A 15,755-nucleotide genomic window follows, 5' to 3' on the forward strand; every position below is an offset into this window, starting at 1 on the left:
AGTTAGCATGAGTTCTCGGAATACAATTATTTTAGCAGCAGGTAAAGGCACACGGATGAAGTCCAAGTTATACAAAGTTCTGCATCGGGTAGCCGGTAAAACAATGGTTGATCATGTCTTGACTCAGGTTGAGCAAACCAACATGGATGAAATTGTGACGGTGGTCGGTTTTGGCGCAGAAGATGTGCAACATGAGTTGGGAGATCGTACCAAATACGTCTTGCAGGAGCAGCAACTAGGGACTGGTGACGCCGTTTTAAAGACTGAAGACATTCTTGGTGATGCAGATGGTATGACCTTGATTGTAAGTGGGGATACCCCTTTATTTAGAGCTGCAACGTTGCAAAAGCTATTTGATTATCATGAAGCTAAGGGTGATGTTGGCACAGTATTGACTTCCATCGCACCTGATCCAGCCGGTTACGGACGGATTATTCGTAACGATATTGGTTTGGTGGAAAAAATTGTGGAACAAAAGGATGCTACTGTTGAAGAGGCGGCTGTTGATGAAATCAATACAGGAGTTTACGTCTTTGACAATCAAGCGTTATTTAAAGCCTTGCATCAAGTCACCAATCACAATGCGCAAGGCGAGTATTATTTAACGGATGTGATTGGGATCTTGAAACAGGCGGGTCAACGAGTCGGCGCTTATCGGATGAGCGATTTTAGCGAGTCGATGGGCGTTAATGATCGTCAGGCACTAGCTGAGGCGACGAAGGTCATGCGCAAACGGATCAATGATGCACATATGGCTAACGGTGTGACCTTCATTGACCCGGAACATACTTATGTAGATATTGATGTCAAAATTGGTGCGGATACGATTATTGAACCAAATGTCCAATTAAAGGGACACACCGAGGTTGGTGAAGATTGTTTCATTGGTGCCAATTCTGAGATTCGCAATGGTCGGATTCATGATCACGTCACGGTGACTTCTTCTTTGATTGAAGATAGCGAAATGGAATCCGGTTCGAACATTGGTCCGATGAGCCATCTTCGTCCGCAAGCGCATATTGGTCATGATGTTCACTTGGGTAATTTTGTGGAAATTAAAAAGGCCAATATTGGTGATCGTACGAAGGTGGGCCACCTAACTTATGTTGGCGATGCTACTTTAGGAACGGACATCAACGTTGGCTGTGGTGTGGTCTTTGTCAATTACGACGGGGTTGCTAAACACGAAACAATCGTCGGTGATCACACGTTTATTGGTAGTAATTCGAACCTAGTTGCCCCCTTGCAAGTGGCGGATCATTCGTTTATTGCGGCTGGTTCCACAATCACCAAAGACGTGGCTTTCCATGATATGGCGATTGCTCGGGCCCGGCAAACAAATAAACCAGATTACTGGGATCGCTTACCTCACAAGCCAGAAGATGCTTAATCAAATCCGGACAGTAGATGCTTGCGTCTAGGCAAGTTAATAGGTACGATTAGAACGAAAAAGACTGTGATCACATCATCCGCGTGGAGGAAACATGGCAACTCAATACTTTGACCCAAAGCTAAAAATCTTTGCTCTAAACTCAAACCGGCCGTTGGCGGAGAAAATTGCTGAAGAAGTTGGTGTTGAATTAGGCAAAACGTCCGTCGATCGATTTAGCGATGGCGAAATTCGCATCAACATTGAAGAAAGCGTCCGTGGCGACAATGTTTACTTGATTCAATCAACATCAGCACCGGTTAACGATAATTTGATGGAATTATTGATTATGATCGACGCTTTGCGCCGGGCTAGTGCGAATACAATTAACTTGGTTGTCCCTTATTATGGTTACGCGCGCCAAGATCGAAAAGCGCGTTCGCGTGAACCAATTACTGCCAAATTGGTTGCGGACATGTTTGAAAAAGCTGGCGCAACTCGACTTTTGGCGCTTGATTTACATGCCGCCCAGATTCAAGGCTTTTTCGACATTCCAGTGGATCACATGATGGCCGCACCATTGTTGGCAGATTATTTCATCACGAACCATATTGCTGAAAATGCTGTCGTTGTTTCACCTGATCACGGTGGAGTGACGCGGGCCCGGGCCTTAGCCGAGTTTTTGAAAGCGCCAATTGCGATTATTGATAAGCGGCGTCCTAAGGCAAATGTGGCTGAGATCATGAATATTATTGGTGATGTTAAGGGTAAAAAATGTATCATGATTGATGATATGATTGACACGGCTGGCACGATCACATTAGGTGCGCGGGCTCTGATGGAGGCCGGCGCTGAGGAAGTGTACGCTTGTTGTTCTCATGCGGTACTTTCAGGACCAGCCGTCGATCGACTGAAAGAATCACCATTTAAACAAGTCGTTGTCACCGACTCGATTAACTTACCGGCTGAAAAGCAATTTGATAAACTCGTCAAGGTTTCCATTGCACCGTTAGTCGGGGATGCCATCAAACGCATTAATGAAAACAAACCAGTTAGTCCATTATTTAAGACGCGTTTCCACCGTGATGGTCGCTCGCATTAGTGAACAAATCCAACTGATAGTTACTTTAACAGTCCCATATGATGCCGCCATAATTTGGCAATCATATGGGACTGTTTGTATAAAATCAAAGTTAAGATTTTCTAACGTGTTGTAATGTGATAGACATGTTTACGTAATATTTGTCATTGAATGGTATACTAAGATCAGTGAGAGGGCTTCAAGTTAGTCAAGCCACTGGGGGTATGAAAGATGAAACATCTATTGCTTAAACAAGTGATCGTTAGCAGTTTAATTGTCATCAGTACGGCGGGTCTAGCGGCTTGCAGCACTAATACTGACGCGATCCAGACAAGTACAACGGCACAAGCAGAGATTAGTAAGACAAGTAAGACATTACAAACGAGTCAGCAAAAGCCTCGCTCAGTTGCGACATCTGCCACGAATTCATCTTCTATGGCAACAGCAACCAGTGTGGCTAATGATGGGTCCGTGAACACCAGCACTACGGGGGCTGGTTCAAGTCAGAATGTTTCTAAAGTAGCTTCTAAAATTAATTCTACTGCACAAATAGGCTCAACCTCTGTCGCGGCGAATGTTGCTCAACAAGGCAGCGCTAACAGTTCCGTCGTAGCCAGGCAGGCGCCGTCATCAGCTGTGGCTCAGTCGCAGTCAGGTCAGACGAGTGCGACAGCAACACAGACGTCATCAGTTAACCAAACGACAATTTTAAATGCATTTCGTCAACAGATGGGCTTTGTAGAAACGGATGGCAGTCGGCAGTATCAAGTGTCAGATTTGGGTCATCAACAATATCAAATTGATGTTCGCTCCCAAGCACCGGATCCGGCGGTTAGCAACTTGACGGGAATTTATCGATATGATGCCAATACGCAGCAAGTCACCAATTTATTGACGACGCCGTAGTCAGTACTGCCCGTTACTAATTTTAAAAAGACTTTTATACCGCAAGTAATTGCGGTATTTTTGTATCATGATAAAAGATTGGGGGAGCTGAAATGAAACCAAAAAACACACCCATCGGTTGGTCCTTAGGTGGACTGGGGCTATTTTTGGTGGCTGGGGTGGTCGCTTGGATAAGCCATGTTCCTTTGATTAAGATTTCCGACGCGTATTTTATGATTGGTTTATTTTTGATTGTCATCGGTGCGGTGATGCAGTTATCTCATGCCCATTTATTTACGGGATTTCGTCGGCGTCGAAAAACATATAAAGAAAAGCAGGATCAACAAGCAGATGACCGCGTTAATCAAAAGGATATCGCCTTGAAAAAGAATGAACCGTTGCGTGTTTCAGCTTGGAACGGTTGGTTATGGATTAGCGGACTGATTTTGATTGGCCTAGCCGTTATTTTAACCTTGTAGGCTAGCGTAAATGGCGATTAAAAAGTTAAGAACTTAAGCTAGACAGCTACTGTGGAGAAAATAGCGGTTAAATGAAAATATCTGGGTCGATTAAAAGACCACGATTCGCAATGTTTAGTGTAAAACATTGCGAATCGTGGTCTTTTTAGTGGGAAGTAGTCAAATTGAAGATTGGTTTGGTGTAACCATTAATGGTTTAGCGCGTATTTTTGAATGGCGACAGCAACGCCGTCTTCACGATTGGTCAAAGTGACAGCTTGAGCAGCTGCTTTTAATTCGGGGATAGCGTTACCCATGGCGATGCCTAACCCAGCGGCTTGAATCATGGATAAGTCATTGCCTTGATCACCGAGGGCCATGACTTCGGCCATGGTTAAACCAAGATCACTAGCCAGCCCAGTAATGGCGTTACCTTTCGAAGCAGCCTGATTCATCGCCTCAAGAAAATAAGGTTCACTGCGAACAAAGTAAAATTGTTGTTTGGCTTCAGCTGGTAACGCCTGATAAGCGGCTTCAACCAGCTTTGGATCATCGATAAACATCGCTTTTGACAGTGTCAGATCCGTGGGCATTTCGTCGACTGCACGATAGCGAATGGGCATGTTGACCAAATAAGCTTCGCCAATGGTGTAAGGGCTAATATCTCTGTTCGCTGTGTAAATAGCTTGGTCTGTTTCGACGTGAAAGTGGGTGCCTAAGGTGTGACTTAAATTTTCTAATTGACGGTATTGTTGATAATCCAGCGTATGGTGAACCAAAATGCGACCACTGATAGTTTGAGCAAGCGCGCCGTTAAAGGTAATGACATATTGATCATCACCAGATAAACCAAGCTGCTTCAAATAATTTGCAACACCAGTTAGCGGTCGTCCTGTACACAGGACAACTTTAATATTGGCATCGCGCGCAGCTTGAACTGCTGAAATAGTGGCTGGATTCAGGTCACCATTTTCATTGAGTAGCGTGCCGTCAATGTCGATTGCAATTAATTTAATGGTCATGGGTTAGACTCCTTGTGGGTGAATCAATTGATCGTTTTTGATATAGGTCTGAAATTCTTGGTAGATAGGATTAAAAAGATCACTTTCAGCATGTTGGCTGAGCATTTCTCGTGGGAAAAAGAACCGCTGATCCCCCGATTCACGACCGGTAATGGCTGCCACCAAAGTGCTGAGAGCGGACAGCTCAATCGTTGAACCATCCGCTTTCATCAGTTGAATCTCAGCGGCGGGCTTGCGGGAGTGATGTGGGTTTGCATTATATGGTAGGTCATAGCTATCGTTAGTGGCCGTGTAATAGGTGATATTGTAGCCGACCGTTTCAATTTGATCGCGTAAAATGGGCAACAAATCTGTCGTATCACTATCATATTCAACGGATTTTAACGGCTTGCGATTTAAAAAGCGGCGAGCGAGATCGCGTAAAATATCGTCATCACTATCGGCCCAGTGCAGAAAATAAGTGTTTAAGACGCCGTCGTCAAGCTTTAAATAGTCAACTAACGTCCAATCATGGTTGAAGAAAGGTTCCAGTAATAGTGGACGAAAGCCTTCTTGACGAATTGGTTGATTGTCATACAAATCTTTGGCGCGTAAAAGTAAGTGATCCAAAATGACTTCCATGGCGCGGGACACTGGGTGAAAGTAGACTTGTTGATACATTTGAAAGCGGCTTAAAATATAGTCTTCGACAGCATGCATTCCGTCAATGGTGAAGGCGATGCCGCCTTGATAAGGGCGCATAACGCGTAACACTCTAGCTAGATCAAAGCGGCCATAATCAGCACCGGTAAAGTAAGCATCACGCAATAAGTAGTCCATTCGATCGGCATCCAATTGACTCGAGATAATTTGGACTACTTGTGGATTTGGATAGGTGTGCTGAATTACACTGGCCACTTGTGCGGGAAATTCTGGACTAACTTGGCGCAGCACTGCATTGACTTCAGTACTGGGAGACGTCAAAATTTGCGCGGTGACTGCTTCATGATTCGTGTGGAAGATGTGTTCAAACGTGTGTGAGTAAGCACCATGACCAATATCATGAAGTAATGCAGCGCACAGTGTCACTAAACGTTCATCGTCATTCCACAGCCCGTCTCCGGCTGCTTGGCTTGGGTAGTCATTTTTGAAGTTATCACAGATACGGCGCGCAATTTCGTAGACGCCTAGTGAGTGACCAAAGCGGCTATGCTCAGCGCCGTGAAACACCTCTTCGGTCACACCGAGCTGTTTAACGCGCCGTAGTCGTTGAAACTCCTTTGTGTTAATCAGGTCCAAAATGACCTGATGCGATACAGCAATGTAGTTATGAACGGGATCGCGAAAGACTTTTTCACGAGGCAGTAATTGACTTTGATAGTCCATGCATTCTCCTTGAAACAACTGAATTTGGGTTAGTGTGATGTCTGATCGGGCTGGTTAAATGTCGGTTGATGTTGCAGTAAGCGTTTGGTTTCAAAGTCAATTTGAGCACCAAATTCTGGTTCTGTCATCAAATCGGCTAAGTGTTGTTTAGCTAACTGTGTGCCGCTTAGCTGAGCGGCTTTGACAAAGCGCGCCTGGGCTTCTTCAATGGTCAAAGATTGAGGTAACAAATCGCCGACGTTCATCATCGTGGCGGGATCGACATCTGGGAAATCCCATTTATTTTCTTCGTGTCCGAGCCCGACGGTGTAGAAATCGTGAATGAGTTGGGCGCGTGCATTTTGGTTGCCATTGACGCTGAGGTATAACATGATCACAGTGCCACCGTTGCGGCGACGTTGCGACATGCCGGCAATCTTGTGACCGTTGACACTTAGATCGTAGGTGCCCGGACAATAAGAACGCGGAATTTCTCCCGCCTCAATGGGAAGTTCAGGAAATGCCCGATCGACGAGTAATTTCATTTGATCGTAGGCTTCGTTGACCCCCATTTTGAGCAAACTTGGCGGAAAGAAAAGGCTGACGTTTAAAACGCCGGGATCCGAAACCACCGCCAGACCACCAGAGTTGCGCACAAAGCCGACATAATCATGTTCCCCTAAAATCGGATAAGCTTGTTCAAGATGAGGAAGGTCCGCATCTCGTAAGCCCATAATGACATTGTTGTCGAGCATCCAAAAATGTAACAAGGGTTGGGATTCGTGTTCAATTAAACTTAGCAACGCATTCATGTTGGCAAATGTGGCTAAGCCCTCAGTCTTGGTGAAATGTTGTGACAGGAGCATAGTCGTTTGAGCGAGGCTTAGAGCATCGGTCATTAAAAACACCTGATTTCTCATAAGGATTAAGGATGATAGCGTTTTTATCACTGCGACTATTATACCCAAACAAGGCCAAGTCTGCACGGTTACCATGGCTGACGGTTTGGTTGGAACATCATCTGAGCGAATTGATTAATATTAAGGTATAATTTAAAGCTAGAGTTAAATGGTTAGCAGAAAGTGGGGGGTCAAGGTGGCACAGCAGTTTGAACAAACGGTCACAGTTTATTTGCAAACAAATATCACGCAGGCTGGTGAAACGGAACAGTTCGATTTCACCTTGCCCGGCCGGCTGATTATGGTCAACGACATGCTTTACTTACGCTATGTGGAGGATGATAATGGGACGCCGACACCAGTGACGTTTAAGCTGACTAGTTCAGAAGACATTACGCTAACGCGCAGCGGCGACAATGGTTTGCGGTTACATTTCCTAGATGGTCAAGCAGTGACGACCAGTTATCGAACACCATACGGCACAATGTCCATTGAGGTAGCTACGGCTCAATTAAACGTGCGGCTTAATGATGACCTAAGTGCTGGCCGCATCGCAGTCGATTATGAATTAATGGCTGGGAAAAGCTTGATTGGTGATTATCAAATTAGATTGCAATTTGCTGTATAAGACATTATGATAAGATGTACACTCTCGAAAGGACGGGCCTTATTTTGGAACTTAAAATTTTCGAAGGTCAAAATAAAAAAGAATTGTCGATGATTGAAGTTGCTCACGCAATTCTCTCACAGCACGGTGAAGCAATGGGCTTTGCTGACCTAACCAATGAGGTTCAGACGTACCTCGGCGCTAGTGATGAAGAAGTTCGCGCACGTTTGGCGCAATTTTATACTGACTTAAACGTTGATGGCAGCTTCATTTCCCTCGGAGATAACACATGGGGTCTGCGGACGTGGTACCCATTTGACTCGATCGATGAAGCTACGATTAACGGTGAAGAAGACGAAGACCAGCCAAAGCGTAAAAAGCGTCGTAAGGTTAATGCCTTTTTGGCGGACGCGGCTGATGACGATGATGTCATTGACTACGATGATGACGATCCAGAAGATGACGACTTTGGTCAGTCAGATGATGATGACAGTCAAGATGGACCAGATACGCAAGACAATGATTTTGATGATGACGATGATGATACCGAAAACGATGACACTGATGAAGAGTTACCAGATGGCATCGAGGGTCAGCTCGCCGAATTAAATGATGATGACGACGATGATGATGACGAAGAAAACGGCGATGATGAGGATGATCCTGAATAGGAGCCTTTAAATTGTGCGACTGTCTCATTAGGAAGTAGCGTCTATGGCGATGGCTGTAGACGCTACTTTTTTTGGTGTCCGTTGGTGCTCGTCTTTACCCGGGCTGGTACACACGCTTTCCTAAACACGCTCGCCATCGCTGAAGGTTGCGCCCAACTAACAACCGTAACCGGGCCAAGACCGCCCAATTACGATTATCTGTTGGTGCTCACCTTCACCCGCGATGGCGAGCGTTCTGATCTTTTTTCTTGACCCACATGCATAAAGTCGGTATTATATTTTTTGGGCCCCGTTCAGTGAACGGGCACAGTTAAGTTGTAATTAAGGCTCCCAATTCTTTTGAATTGGGAGTTTTTTCGTTGTTAGATATTCCCCGCAAAATAAGAGAAGGAGCATTTATTTAGATGACCAAATACATTTTTGTCACCGGTGGTGTGGTTTCGTCAATTGGGAAAGGGATCGTTGCAGCCTCGTTAGGACGACTGCTGAAGAATCGTGGTTTAAAGATCACCATTCAAAAGTTTGATCCATACATTAACGTGGACCCAGGGACGATGAGTCCATACCAACACGGTGAAGTCTTTGTCACCAATGATGGTACGGAAACTGATTTGGATTTAGGCCACTACGAGCGTTTTATTGATATTAACCTGAATAAATACTCAAACGTTACAACGGGGAAAATCTACCAAGAAGTTTTACAAAAGGAACGTCGTGGGGATTACTTGGGGGCGACTGTCCAAGTTATTCCTCACATTACCGACGCGATTAAAGAAAAAATCATGCGAGCTGGTCAGACTACAGATGCTGACGTTGTGATTACTGAAATTGGTGGAACAGTCGGCGATATTGAGTCATTACCATTTATCGAAGCCTTGCGGCAAATGAAGACAGAAGTTGGTAGCGACAATGTTTTCTATATCCATACGACATTAATTCCATACTTGCGGGCTGCCGGTGAAATGAAAACGAAACCTACCCAACATAGTGTTAAGGAACTACGCGGTTTAGGAATTCAGCCTAATATGCTAGTCGTTCGTACAGAGAAACCAATTACGCAATCGATGCGCAATAAGATCGCTTCTTTCTGTGATGTTGAGCCTGAGGCCGTGGTTGAATCGATGGATGTGCCAACGGTGTACACGGTACCGTTAGCACTGCAAGACCAACACATGGATGACATTGTTTTGAACCACTTTCAAGTTGATGCCCCTGCAGCTGATATGACCGCATGGCGGCAGTTAGAGCAACATGTTCAAAACCTGCACAAGACAATTACGATTGACTTGGTGGGCAAGTATACTGATCTTCAAGATGCGTATATTTCTGTTAACGAGGCATTGAAATCTGCTGGTTACGTAGTGGATGCGGATGTTAAGATCAATCATTTCAATTCCGAACAGATCAACGCTGATAATGTGGATGAATTATTGGCTGATGCTGACGGGATTCTGGTGCCGGGCGGCTTCGGTGGTCGCGGAACTGAAGGTAAGATTTTGGCCATCAAATATGCCCGTGAACACGATGTGCCATATTTAGGAATCTGCTTAGGAATGCAAATGGCATGTGTCGAATTTGCCCGTGATGTCGTTGGCTTGAAGAATGCTAACTCGACAGAAATTGATCCGGATACGCCATATCCAGTGATTGATTTGATGTCTGATCAAGAAAATGTCAAAGACCTCGGTGGCACACAACGACTTGGCGCCTACCCGGCGAAATTGAAGCCGGGGACGTTAACGGCCGCTGCTTATGATAATGAAGAGGTTATTTCTGAACGTCATCGTCACCGTTACGAATTCAACAATGCTTTCCGTGAACAGATGACCGCACATGGTTTAGTCTTTTCAGGAACATCTCCAGATAACCGGTTGGTTGAAGTGATTGAGTTACCAACGAACAAATTTTTCGTGGCCGCGCAATATCATCCTGAATTTTTATCTCGTCCGGATCGTCCAGAAGGGCTCTTTAAGGCCTTTGTGAAAGCTGCTGATGACGAGCACATTAGTCGTCAATAGTTGCGTTTATTACGACAATTAATAACATCCATTAGGTTCGATTGAAGACTTGGCAGATTCAATCACTTAGTGGATGTTTTTGGTTCTAAAACATTTTCTAAAAATATACTGAGAAGCGGATCCTCTTATTGTGTTTTAAAGGTTCGTTCATTAGTATTGAAGATAATTGCGTGCTCCCCATTAGTGGTTGAGCAAATGAAGCAGTAGATAAATTTAAGTGTAAACATATGGCTGCTTGCGGCAGCTGATGTGATGAGAGAGGAATAACGCATGAAATCAATGATCATCCAAGGAGGTCACCGTTTATCTGGTGAGGTGACTATCGGCGGTGCCAAAAATAGCACAGTTGCTTTGATTCCGGCAGCAATTTTGGCTGATACACCGGTTCAATTTGATTCGGTGCCTGACATCTTGGATGTCCATAATTTAATGGCAATTCTCGATTCAATGAACGTGTCCTCCCATTTTGAAAATGGTGTACTCGACATTGATCCCACCCAGATTGAAGAAAACGCCTTGCCTGGAAAAGCGATTAAGAGTTTACGAGCCTCATATTATTTCATGGGGGCTTTATTAGGTCGTTTTAAACGGGCGACTGTTTCATTTCCTGGTGGTGACAATATCGGTCCGCGGCAGATTGATCAGCACATTAAGGGATTTAAAGCCTTAGGCGCCCAAGTCACCGAAATTGATGATGCTGTGCATATTGACGCTAGCGCAGGGTTGCATGGGGCGCGGATCTTTTTGGATTTGGTTTCCGTGGGCGCGACGATGAACATCATCTTAGCGGCAGTGAAAGCTGACGGTTTGACAGTGATCGAAAATGCGGCCAAAGAGCCAGAAATTATTGACTTGGCGACATTTTTGAATAATATGGGTGCAAAAATTCGCGGCGCCGGGACTGATGTGATCCGTATTGAGGGCGTGTCAACGCTCCAAGCGTCGAATACACACACAATCATTCCCGATCGCATTGAAGCTGGCACATATTTGTCCATGGCCGCAGCGATCGGTTCAGGGATTAATATCCAAAATGTTATTCCAGAACACCTCGAAGCGTTTACTGCCAAGCTACAAGAGCTAGGTGTTAAATTGGATATCAGTGAAGATAGCATTTATGTGCATAAATCTAATGATCTATCACCAATTCAAGTCAAAACGATGCCTTATCCAGGCTTCGCCACCGACTTACAGCAACCGATTACCCCGCTGATGGGCTTAGCTAACGGTTCTAGTCTCATTATCGACACAATTTACCCAGAACGCACAAAGCACATTGCTGAACTCAACCGAATGGGTGCAAATATCACGCTGGAAGATAAGATGATTGTAGTCAATCATTGTGATCAATTGACTGGCACCACAGTCGCAGCTGGCGAAATTCGTGCTGGCGCGGCGTTAGTTATCGCTGCTTTGATGGCAGATGGTAAAACGACCATTAACAATGCAGAAAACATTCTACGAGGCTATGATCGTATTTCGGAAAAGCTTAAAGCATTAGGCGCACAAGTCCAAATTATTGAAGATACCGATGCCGGTGTCTTTGAGTATTAGTGACCTTGCGCGCTAGACTCATTCATGGTATATTGTTTGGGTTGATTACATGTAACTATGACTCAGCAAATGACTCATGGCAAAGGAGATTACACTCATGAAACAAGGCATTCATCCAGATTACCACCAAGTTGTCTTTATGGACTCAACCACTGGTTTTAAGTTCATTTCAGGCTCAACGGCGACTTCTCAAGAAACCACTGACTGGGAAGACGGCAACACCTACCCATTAATCCGGGTTGAAATCACTTCTGACTCACATCCATTCTACACTGGGAAGCAGAAGTTCACTCAAGCCGATGGTGCGGTTGACAAGTTCAACAAGAAGTATGGTTTGAAGTAAACTGATCAAGTTAACGTAAACTAAGCTGGCTGATAAAATGCAGCTTATAACTACGCTTGAAGCGAATGATGGCTAATGCCGTTGTTCGCTTTTTTGTCGAGCTATAAAAGCCTAATTTCTTTTTCCTACTACTACGAGACAAGTCTGCTGGAATTTAGTTATCAGGTTCCGCCAATGGCATGAAACGAGTTTGATCGATAAATTAGCATAATCAACGAAGAGGATTAGGAGCTCTTAAAATCAACTACGAGCGACTTGTGTACGAGGATTGACATTTAACGAAGGTCTAAAAACACCCACGCTGCAAATCAAATGCATGCGTGGGCGTTTGAAATTTTGCCAGGTATAACTGGTTAAAGTCCTGTCAAGACTCTAAGCGTTACGGCTAAAAAGCCAAATGAATCAAACAAAAAATGTGATAGAAAAGTGATAAAAATATTTTTGGTCCGAATGTAAACACCAGTATCAAAGAAGCGAGAGACGCCAACGGCAAAAAACATTTCGAGGAAATGAAAATCATAGGCCTTAAAATGCATGGCACCAAATATGAACATGGAAATGATCCAGGAGATTACGAGAGCTTTATTTCTCGACAACTGTGTGTGTCTTTGGATAAGCGCTGCGACAATTAAAAATGAAAAGAGAGCGAGAAATTCTTCAGAAAAGGTTTCTAGAACGTCGCCAATTTCCAATACGGTAAACTTTTCGAGTATGACATCTTTAGCCGTATGGAGTAGAACACTTGTCGTCGAGTCAGCTACTGCCTGATAGTGGAGTTCTTTTAATAGAGTAACCGCTACGTTACTATAAATTGTGCCGGCAATTAACATGACCAGACCGAACCCCAAATCTCGCCAAGTTAAGCGTCTGAATAATTGGCTAATCTTAGAACCAGACAAAGTATTAAACGCGATGATAAATATGATAAATGGCACGATATTTTCAAAGATAAAATTAAGCCATACATTCTTAATTGGGTCGGCGAAAACAAGCATGAGCGAAGCCAAAATTGTGACAATTAATAAGATGACCAAATGTTTTGTCGAGGCACCTCGATCATAATCGATCAGCGGAAATCCCCTCGTTTCTCGCTTTTTTTCAAACAGAATGCCATTTTTCATGATGACGCCCCCAAATTAGTTAATGAGATAAGTGTACAAATGATGGATAATGGGCGCAATTTTTGTTCTCCACAAATTGTTGGGAGATTGGTGATTAGAAAAGTGAGGTAGTCAATAGGCAGGGCCCAATGGAATGAAGTACTAACGAGCAGTATTAGGCGGTGTATTTAACGGAAGCAATGAAAAATTCCCAGCTGAACATGATAAAATGCTCAGCTGGGGACTAACAGGATAGGTTAAAAACCACATCAGGTTATGATAGATTTTGTTGGACTTTTGCCAACCATAGCGGTAATACTTCAGCCAACTGGCGATAGGTTAAGGCAAAATTGTGTGAGTACCACGGGTCGGGAATTTCTTTGCCGCTTTCAGTGGGAATGACGTCATAAGCCAGATGGATTTTGTAATATTGATTAGTGGGCAATAATTCTCGTAAATTGGCGACATTTTCACGATCCATCGTGATGATCCAGTCAGCTTGATCATAGTCAGCGGTGGTAATGGGGCGGGAGCGATGATTGGCAATCGATAACCCATGTTCAGCTAAGATATGTTGCGCGCCAGGATGAGGCGGGTTACCTTCTTCCCAATTGCTGGTGGCGACTGATTCAGTCTGGATTTTACTTTGTAAACCAGCTTGGTTGATGAGTCGTTGGAACATGGCTTCAGCCATTGGCGATCGACAAATGTTACCAAGACAAACGAACAGAACGTTTTGCATGAAAACCTCCATCAGATAATTTAGTTTAATTGTGCCGTGTTGAGTGGCGTCTTGCAAGAAATTTAGTTGAATTATGAGATATGGTATAATCATAAACAATTGTGATTGATTGACTAATGTAGTTTATCACGCAATTTAGTCGAAATGGCGTGAACACAGCCAGTTAAATGGTGTGATATGAGGGGTTTATCATGAAAATGCAGTTAGCAGAAATTGCGAAGGCAGTTGATGCACAAAATGATTTAGGCGAGTCAGCTACTATTACGGTGACATCTGTACACTTTGATAGTCGACAGTTGGCTTCCGAGTCGCTATTTGTACCGCTTCGTGGCGAGCATGATGGTCATGAATTCATTGACAGTGCACGCGAGCATGGGGCGATAGCGAGCTTATGGGCTGCCGACGAAGCTGACCATGCGCCACACGACTTTCCAGTTTTAATCGTGGATGATCCACTAATCGCGATGACGCAATTGGCCGCCTATTGGTTGGCCAAGATTAATCCACAAGTAGTTGCGATTACTGGCAGCAACGGGAAAACAACAACGAAAGACATGACGGCAAGTTTGCTTAGCACGGAATACAACGTGGTGAAGACTTACGCTAATTACAATAATGAAGTAGGGGTACCATTCACGGTACTCTCGATGGAAGCAAATACGGAAGTTTTGGTCGTTGAATTAGGTATGGATCGTTTCGGCCAGCTGGATGAATTGAGTCGGTTAGTAGCGCCAGATGTCGCGGTAATTACGATGATTGGTGAAGCGCATATTGAGTTCTTCGGTACACGCGATAAGATTGCCGATGCAAAAATGGAAATTACTCACGGGCTAAAAGCGGACGGTCGCTTTGTTTACGACGGGGATGAGCCACTACTGGTGAGTCGTGCCCAAAACATTGCTAATGAACAGCGGACGTTTGGACAACAAAGCGCTAACGATTTATATCCGACACAAATTAATCAGGATACAAATTTGCACACAACGACGTTTACTGTGAACCAATGGCCTGATGAAATATTTACGATTCCTTTGATGGGTGACTATAACGTTAATAATGCATTAGCGGCTTTGACGGTCGCCCAGTTATTTCACATTCGGACAGCGAATCTCGTGAAGGGTTTAGGTGCGGTGGCCATTACCAAGAATCGGACACAGTGGTTGACTGGTGCCAAGGGTGAGGCCATTTTAAGTGATGTTTATAATGCTAACCCGACAGCGATGAAAGATGTCCTGCGTTTGTTTGCGCAAACACCAGCAAAGGGTCGCCACATTGCAGTTCTTGGTGACATGCTAGAGTTAGGTCAAGATGCTGATGCGCTGCATGCTTCTGTGGCTGAGGCATTAGTTCCAGATCAGATTGAGGAAGTTTATTTGATTGGTCCACACATGCAAGCACTAGCTCAAACGCTGACGACTAGTTATCCGAAGGCAGCTATTCACTATTATCCAACAGCGGGTAAAGAACAGTTAATCGCGGAATTATTGGCTGATATTACTGCCGACGATGAAGTTGTCTTGAAGGCTAGTCATGGATTGCACTTGGAAACGGTTTTAACGGCTTTACAAAGTTAAATTGAGTTTTTATATCAACAATGACGTTACCATTTGGGGACGTCATTGTTTTTTATACACTAAGGCGATTGCGAGAGCCTAGCGAACT

15 protein-coding genes are annotated in these 15,755 nt (G+C 44.3%); 10 read left to right on the plus strand and 5 right to left on the minus strand.

The annotated features are described in order from the left end of the window. Positions 1 to 7: 7 nt before the first annotated feature. From glmU to ACYQ0Y_RS08695, 4 genes are all read left to right on the plus strand, one after another. Positions 8 to 1,390 carry a bifunctional UDP-N-acetylglucosamine diphosphorylase/glucosamine-1-phosphate N-acetyltransferase GlmU gene (gene glmU, locus ACYQ0Y_RS08680; protein ID WP_407883363.1) on the plus strand — a complete coding sequence of 461 codons (1,383 nt, stop codon included), beginning with the start codon at positions 8 to 10 and terminating at the stop codon, positions 1,388 to 1,390. A gap of 94 nt (positions 1,391 to 1,484) precedes the next feature. Next, positions 1,485 to 2,471, plus strand: a complete 987-nt coding sequence (locus ACYQ0Y_RS08685) for a ribose-phosphate diphosphokinase (protein WP_407883364.1) — start codon at positions 1,485 to 1,487, stop codon at positions 2,469 to 2,471. Between the two features lie 210 nt (positions 2,472 to 2,681). After that, the gene (locus ACYQ0Y_RS08690) at positions 2,682 to 3,356 is read left to right on the plus strand and encodes a hypothetical protein (protein WP_407883366.1); all 675 of its coding nucleotides are present in this window, start codon (positions 2,682 to 2,684) and stop codon (positions 3,354 to 3,356) included. Positions 3,357 to 3,448: 92 nt separating this feature from the next. Continuing rightward, positions 3,449 to 3,814 carry a DUF3899 domain-containing protein gene (locus tag ACYQ0Y_RS08695; protein ID WP_407883368.1) on the plus strand — a complete coding sequence of 122 codons (366 nt, stop codon included), beginning with the start codon at positions 3,449 to 3,451 and terminating at the stop codon, positions 3,812 to 3,814. 188 nt (positions 3,815 to 4,002) lie between these two features. Here ACYQ0Y_RS08695 and yidA read toward each other — a convergent pair whose 3' ends face one another. From yidA to ACYQ0Y_RS08710, 3 genes are read right to left on the minus strand one after another with little or no spacing between them, the layout of a single operon-like run. After that, positions 4,003 to 4,815 carry a sugar-phosphatase gene (gene yidA / locus ACYQ0Y_RS08700; RefSeq protein WP_407883370.1) on the minus strand — a complete coding sequence of 271 codons (813 nt, stop codon included), beginning with the start codon at positions 4,813 to 4,815 and terminating at the stop codon, positions 4,003 to 4,005. A gap of 3 nt (positions 4,816 to 4,818) precedes the next feature. Beyond that, complete coding sequence (locus ACYQ0Y_RS08705; RefSeq protein ID WP_407883372.1) at positions 4,819 to 6,180, minus strand: HD domain-containing protein; 1,362 nt, start codon at positions 6,178 to 6,180, stop codon at positions 4,819 to 4,821. 29 nt (positions 6,181 to 6,209) lie between these two features. Beyond that, on the minus strand, positions 6,210 to 7,058 hold the full coding sequence (locus ACYQ0Y_RS08710; RefSeq protein WP_407883374.1) for a lipoate--protein ligase family protein: 849 nt from the start codon (positions 7,056 to 7,058) through the stop codon (positions 6,210 to 6,212). A gap of 196 nt (positions 7,059 to 7,254) precedes the next feature. On the opposite strand from ACYQ0Y_RS08710, the gene ACYQ0Y_RS08715 reads away from it, so the two are divergent. The 5 genes from ACYQ0Y_RS08715 (at position 7,255) to ACYQ0Y_RS08735 (ending at position 12,251) form a co-directional block, all read left to right on the plus strand. Beyond that, complete coding sequence (locus ACYQ0Y_RS08715) at positions 7,255 to 7,686, plus strand: YwiB family protein (protein ID WP_407883376.1); 432 nt, start codon at positions 7,255 to 7,257, stop codon at positions 7,684 to 7,686. Positions 7,687 to 7,730: 44 nt separating this feature from the next. Next, positions 7,731 to 8,336, plus strand: a complete 606-nt coding sequence (rpoE, locus tag ACYQ0Y_RS08720) for a DNA-directed RNA polymerase subunit delta (protein WP_407883378.1) — start codon at positions 7,731 to 7,733, stop codon at positions 8,334 to 8,336. A 404-nt stretch (positions 8,337 to 8,740) separates the two neighbouring features. Then, on the plus strand, positions 8,741 to 10,354 hold the full coding sequence (gene pyrG / locus ACYQ0Y_RS08725; protein WP_407883380.1) for a CTP synthase: 1,614 nt from the start codon (positions 8,741 to 8,743) through the stop codon (positions 10,352 to 10,354). Between the two features lie 270 nt (positions 10,355 to 10,624). Further along, entirely contained in the window at positions 10,625 to 11,908 is a 1,284-nt protein-coding gene (murA, locus tag ACYQ0Y_RS08730; protein WP_407883382.1) for a UDP-N-acetylglucosamine 1-carboxyvinyltransferase, read from the plus strand. Positions 11,909 to 12,005: 97 nt separating this feature from the next. Further along, on the plus strand, positions 12,006 to 12,251 hold the full coding sequence (locus ACYQ0Y_RS08735; protein WP_057810130.1) for a type B 50S ribosomal protein L31: 246 nt from the start codon (positions 12,006 to 12,008) through the stop codon (positions 12,249 to 12,251). Positions 12,252 to 12,604: 353 nt separating this feature from the next. Here ACYQ0Y_RS08735 and ACYQ0Y_RS08740 read toward each other — a convergent pair whose 3' ends face one another. Both ACYQ0Y_RS08740 and ACYQ0Y_RS08745 read right to left on the minus strand, forming a co-directional pair. Continuing rightward, positions 12,605 to 13,372, minus strand: a complete 768-nt coding sequence (locus tag ACYQ0Y_RS08740; RefSeq protein ID WP_407883385.1) for a CPBP family glutamic-type intramembrane protease — start codon at positions 13,370 to 13,372, stop codon at positions 12,605 to 12,607. A gap of 253 nt (positions 13,373 to 13,625) precedes the next feature. Then, positions 13,626 to 14,093, minus strand: a complete 468-nt coding sequence (locus ACYQ0Y_RS08745; RefSeq protein WP_407883387.1) for a low molecular weight protein-tyrosine-phosphatase — start codon at positions 14,091 to 14,093, stop codon at positions 13,626 to 13,628. Between the two features lie 191 nt (positions 14,094 to 14,284). On the opposite strand from ACYQ0Y_RS08745, the gene ACYQ0Y_RS08750 reads away from it, so the two are divergent. Then, entirely contained in the window at positions 14,285 to 15,667 is a 1,383-nt protein-coding gene (locus ACYQ0Y_RS08750; protein ID WP_407883389.1) for a UDP-N-acetylmuramoyl-tripeptide--D-alanyl-D-alanine ligase, read from the plus strand. Positions 15,668 to 15,755 lie beyond the last annotated feature (88 nt).

It is taken from the genome of Furfurilactobacillus curtus, from assembly GCF_054657915.1.